This is a genomic window from Crocosphaera sp. Alani8, from assembly GCF_038442745.1.
Taxonomy (GTDB): domain Bacteria; phylum Cyanobacteriota; class Cyanobacteriia; order Cyanobacteriales; family Microcystaceae; genus Crocosphaera.
Genome location: NZ_JARVCN010000201.1, coordinates 1 through 6,044 on the forward strand (window position 1 = coordinate 1; position 6,044 = coordinate 6,044).

The 6,044-nt window shown below is 39.1% G+C and carries 3 protein-coding genes; 1 reads left to right on the forward strand and 2 read right to left on the reverse strand.

Annotated elements, in window-relative coordinates; genetic code table 11:
• Nucleotides 1-543: 543 nt before the first annotated feature.
• Nucleotides 544-2,712 carry a TIGR03032 family protein gene (locus P9B04_RS12715; RefSeq protein WP_342055363.1) on the reverse strand — a complete coding sequence of 723 codons (2,169 nt, stop codon included), beginning with the start codon at nt 2,710-2,712 and terminating at the stop codon, nt 544-546.
• 137 nt (nt 2,713-2,849) lie between these two features.
• Here P9B04_RS12715 and P9B04_RS12720 point away from each other — a divergent pair, with 137 nt between their 5' ends.
• Nucleotides 2,850-5,756 (forward strand): choice-of-anchor Q domain-containing protein, encoded by a 2,907-nt coding sequence (locus P9B04_RS12720; RefSeq protein ID WP_342055364.1) that lies wholly within the window; start codon nt 2,850-2,852, stop codon nt 5,754-5,756.
• Nucleotides 5,757-5,856: 100 nt separating this feature from the next.
• Here the strand turns inward: P9B04_RS12720 and P9B04_RS12725 are convergent.
• Nucleotides 5,857-6,044: hypothetical protein (locus P9B04_RS12725; RefSeq protein ID WP_342055365.1), on the reverse strand; the 188-nt coding region annotated here is incomplete at its 5' end.

Sequence of the window (6,044 nt, forward strand, 5' to 3'; positions counted from 1 at the left end):
TTTAATAGAAACTTCGGCAAAAATTCGACTTTCACTACTTATGATACACTACCAAAATTAAACCCTTGATAAACACCGTTATCTTTCTATCACTGAAGTCCCAAGAGGAAGTCGTGAATTATGCTCCCCCAGCGAAGGTCCTGCACATCCCTCTATAATCCTTCTCTAGAGCTAGATTCCCCGATTTGGCACAGGATACGTTACTCCAGGGTGACTTCTCTTGTCATCCTTGAGTAAAGCCTTTTTCAGCCCTTTTTAGATCTATTATCAAACCCTATGTCCTTCCTTCTACACTAGCCCAAAACCAAGGACGATTATTCTTTCGGATTAGGGGGTGATTGGATAGGTTAGCTCTTCATACTACAAATAGCGAGTGACGAATATACTACATTTGGCTTCATTTCCTCACCCTTCACTCCCCTGTAAACGAGTGTACACTCGTTGTTTGACGATCCTTATCGAAACGTTTATGATGTGACATTCGACCTTAAATAGTTAGAGAAGTCCGCAATAACAGCTATTTTTCTTATAAGTTACAGAAAATCAGGATCCGTTAGACCGAGTTCCATCTGGCAAAGTATAAGAACTATTGATTAAGTCATCACCAATATCGAGAATTTCAGGAAAACGAATTCCTGGAAGGATTTGTACAGAAAATATCTCTTGTACCGCAGCTTCAAACTTCAAAAAAGCAACAGTTTGAGCGGTTTCAATATTAACAACCCAAATCCCACAAAGTCGCTCATCTAATCTTTTTGTTAAAGGAATGCTACTAAACACTGCCGTCTCTCGTACTTGTGACAAACCAATAAATGCTAAAGGTCCCCAAAAATCCAAACCTCGTGTAAATCCTGGAAATTGGACAAGGGTTTCTAACTGTCCAGATTGGACATCAACCGCTCCTAAGCTTCCTTGACCCGATTCTAAAACCCACAGGCGATCTCGATACCAACGGGGAGAATGAGGCATAGATAAATGGGGAACAATGATTTCTCCCGTCTCAATATCGAGCAAAACCCCCCCCTGAGCCTTGTTCTTTCGCCAACCTCCTGGCGTATCTGTTGTTCCTAATGCTGTGACGTATTTTGGGTGACCCTCAACCATTCCCAAACCATTGAGGTGACAACGATCTTCTGGTACTAAAGCACTAATAAAATTGGGTTGCCAACGTGGAACAAAACTACTCTGTTGATCCAAAGTACACAAACAGCAAAAACGAGTATTAATAAACCAAAGTCCCTCATCACCCCAGTTCATTTCGTGAATATCAATATCTCCAGTTATATAGATCTTGCGTGGAAGATAACAAGCATCATGTTTATTGGGGGGATTCAGTTTTTGGCTAAGTGCAGGAATATTCTGAAATTGCAAAATTTGACTCTCCGTCCCCACCGCTATTTGTTCTGGACTCGCGGCAATACCCATAGGTTTCTGATAGAGACGGAAATGGGTATTAATCACGTCACCGTCGGCCCGAATTAAAATCAACTTTCCTGCTTGGTAGGTGGAAACAATCAAAGAAATCCCTAATTTACTCAGAATTTGGGCAAAGTTTGCAGTATGAACGCTACGCAGTGGAGAATTAACAACATTAGAACAATTCTCGTCGGGTGAAACCTTAAAAAAGGGGCTTTCTAATGGCGATGTTATCGAAGTTGAAGAGGTGATGAAATTTGAGGGGATGGTGAGGTTTGGAGGAATGGTGGAAATAAGATTACTGAAGGTAGGGGTTTCTCTGCGAGAAGAGATGGTAGCAAGTTTCGGATTTAAGGAAGCTTCAATAATGGCCTTTTGTAGATATTCTACTGTATCAATTTGGTTAGACAGAATTAATTGCTTTTTTAAAGGAGCAATCTCTTTGTCTAAATGCTGTAAAACTTGGCTGTAACTTGCCCATCCAGCTTTTTGCGTACCATACTCTGACCACAAAGACTGCCAATGGCGACAAAATCTCACCAATATTCTTTCTAATTGTTGAACTAACTCATAAGAATAATCATTAACTTGAGCCAGGTCTTCAAATAAAGTAGAAATTAAACATTTTTGTTCCCAGGGAGACATAACAATAGAAAAATTTATTTTTTCGGTGGCTACCTTCTCTGCAAACTGTGGGTTGTAAACAATCTCTAATATTTCATTTGTACCTTGCTGTTCTAAATTAAAAGGTTGCTCTGCTAGAGAAACTAAGTCCCAAAGAAAAGGAGACCCCACAGTATCAGCTACTAAGTGAATACGGTCTTTTTGTGTAGGATTGATAACATGATGTTGTCTCCATGTATCAAAAATCCAAACTTCTCCAGCCTTCATATTCACTGAATTATCACCACAAATAAAGTTGACTTCTTTAGAAGTAATAATAGGAAAATGAATCTGAACTCGTTGCAACCAATAATAATTTGTCTTAACTTGTTTGCCCGGTTCAGCATCACCTTTAATTTTTGTTAGGCGAGTTCTACCGAATAGGGTTTTAAAAATGGCTAAAATTTGTTGTAAATAAGGACATTTTTTGAAAAAAGGAGTGGGAAACATAGCTCCCTTCAGACTGTCATTATTAGGGTTTCCTCCCACTGCAATTAAAGGAAGGAAAAAATTACCATCAACTCCTTGTGGGTGAGGTCGCCAATCAGATTGATTAAATTGAGCGATTTCTTCTGCTAGTTTTTCAGCATCAAAGCTAACAGGTAATTTATAGAATGCTGTATCTAATTTCATAAGCTATGAATTACATTGATTTACAAATAACAAAATAAAATGAAAAACGATGCGGATTCTGCTTTTTATTTATAACCTATTATTAACTAAGGAAAAGCAAAATATGAGTAATGTTTGAATTCTTGGAGTTTATACCAATGGCTTTTTTTAATGTAATCAATCTCACGGATAGGGGTCCTGGTAGTCTGCGTCATGCCATTAATATGGCAAACAGCAATCCTGGTGCCGATACCATTAACTTTGACGTTAGCGGAACTATTGAACTAACAAGTAAAGAATTATTAATCACTGATGCTGTAACAATTAATGGACTCGGAGTCAATTCGTTAAAAGTTGATGCTCAGAGAAATGGTTTCCGAGTATTCAAAATTGATGATGGGGATAAAGAGAATCAGTTAGATGTGTTCATTAGAGGCTTAACCATTACTGGAGGTAATTCTGTTGGTGGCGGTGGTGGAATTTTAAGTTTAGAAAATCTGACGATTCAAGACAGTATGATCTCTGGTAATACCTCAACTGGTATTCAAGGCCAATACGACACAATTTTGATTGATGGTGGTGGAATTAACAGTCTCTATAGTAATTTGACTATCATTAATACTCAGATTACTAACAATGAAGTCATAGGACAATTAACTGACGGACAATTCGCTAATTCATCTCATAATTATGGTGACGATCCTGATGGTGGCGGCGTGTCTATTCGCAATGGTCAACTTGAGATTATTGATAGCACTATTTCTGGTAATCAAGTCACTGGTGGTTTAACTGATGGTGGTGGGGTTTATAGTTGGAAAAGTGACGTGAAAGTAGCTAATTCAACTATTTCTGGCAACACTGTGGAAGGGACACTCTTAGGTAGCGGTGGTGGTATTTACAATCGCTACGGTGATACAATCATCGAAAATTCAACTATTGCCAATAATTCGACTTATATGACCGATGATTTTGGCTCAGGTGATGGAGGCGGAATTTTTAGTCGTCATGGTAATTTGACAGTTACTAATTCAACAATCTCAGGTAATATTGCAGTTGGCTTAAATAGAACAGATGGCGGTGGAATTTATAGCCGTAATGGCAATTTAACTGTTGCTAACTCGACTATCTCCTATAACAGCACTACAGGGATTGGTGCTGATGGTGGAGGTATTTTTAGTAGTAATGGGACAGCAACACTTACCAACTCTACCTTATCTCACAACTCTGCTGATGGAAGTGGTGGGGGCTTATTTAGTGGCGGGAAAACAAAACTCTCTAACACCATTATTGCCAATAGTAACGGACTCGATTGCGTCTTGAACAATAGAAAGATTAATCTTAAGTTCAACAACTTAATTGAAGACGGCAGTTGTCTTTCATCTTTATCAGGAGATCCAGGTTTGGGTCCTCTTCAAAATAACGGCGGATTTACCAAAACTCATGCTTTACTTGATGGCAGTATTACCATTGATGGCGGAGATAATAGCCAAGCCCAAGCCGTCGGATTATTGTTTGACCAAAGAGGCTCAGCATTTGAGCGTATTGTTAATGGGACGGTAGACATTGGTGCTTATGAAATGCAGTCAAAATCAATTATTGACTCTTCATCTTTTGATTTCACTGATCAAATTCTTCTGTCTAATGAATTTTTTAACCTTTCCCTTAACACTGCTTTTAAAGATATGCAGCTAAAAGATGCCTTAACCTATAGTGTTACCTTAACTAATGGTGATTCTTTACCTAGTTGGTTGACCTTTGATGGCACTCAAGTGACTGGAACTCCCACTATTGACGATGTTGGCAATCTCAGTTTAATGATAATTGCCAACGATGACAGAGGAAACTCTGTTTCTGATGTATTGACTCTTAATATTTTTAATTCCCTTACAGAGACTAATCATACCCTAGCTGAAGCTGATACCATTACCCTTAATCATAGAGTTCAAACCATCATCCTCGATCACGCCTACAAAAATCCTGTCATTTTTGCTTCATCTGTCTCTTTCAATGGTAAACAACTAGCTTCTCCTCGCATTACCAATGTCACCGATAATAGCTTTGATATTTACCTACAAGAACCTAGTAACGAAGATGGGACTCATACCTCAGAAAGCTTGAGTTATTTTGTTTTTGAAGCTGGAAACTATCAACTGTCAGATGGTACGTTGCTAGAAGTGGGAATCTTCAATACAGATGCTACAACCAACACTTCAGATAGAACTTTAACCCCTTGGCAAACTGTAGAATTCGACATCGACTTTGCAGAGACTCCTGTGATCTTTAGTCAAGTGCAAACCGATAATGAAAGTGATTTAGTCCGAACTCGTCAACAAAATGCCACATCTAAAGGGTTTGAAGTGGTCATGGAAGAAGACGAAATCAAAGCCAGAAATGGTGAAGGACATTCTGATGAAACCATCGGTTATTTAGCGATCGCTTCTGGTTCCGGAACCAGTAATGAAGTGACATACCAAGCTGGTAGTACCAGTGATAGTGTCACCCATGAGTTTTCTAGTCTTACTTTTGGTGAGGAATTTAGCAATATTCCTCATTTCTTGGCTTCTATCGCCACTTATGACGGGCCAGATCCATCTGCCCTTCGTTTCCAAAATCTAACCACTCATGGGGTTCAAGTAACCCTACAAGAAGATACCACGTTTGATGATGAAACCAACCATACAACCGAAGTGGTTAATTATTTGGCAATTGAAGGAGATAATGGTTTACAAGGTACTGCTTATGATCCCCTCACTGGTAATCGGGTTATTGTTGGCACAGATAGCAATGATTATATTTTAGGACTGGCCCAAAATGATACTCGTACTGGTAGGGGTGGTAGTGATGTCTTTGTGCTAGAAACCAATCAAGGTACTGACACTCTCACTGATTTTGAGTTAGGAGTTGATAAGATTGGATTAGCAGATAGTTTAAGCTTTGGTGCTTTGACTTTAACTGACATTGATAATGATACTTCTGTGATCTTTGATAATCAAGAGTTAGCTATTCTCAAAGGGATTCAATCCACACAGTTAACCAATGACCACTTCGTTGAAGTTACTCTCTAGTTGGTTAGCCATCACTCCTTAACACAGATTAAACGGCGATCGCTTCAATAAGTTGAAGCGATCGCCCGTCGCAACGAAATCCAGCGATTGGAGAGGAAGCTCATTGCCTGGACAAAGAGGTTAGTGTAGCAGCACCTAAGAATAGGCAACGGAAAAAAGCTGCACTAATGACGTTGGTGAGTGAGTTGGTAGCGCAGGTGCAAACTTTGGTGGAGGAAATAGGATGGATTAAGAGTAAGTACCTAAGCAAAATTAATTGTATAGTTTGAGCCAAAGTGTTTGAGAATA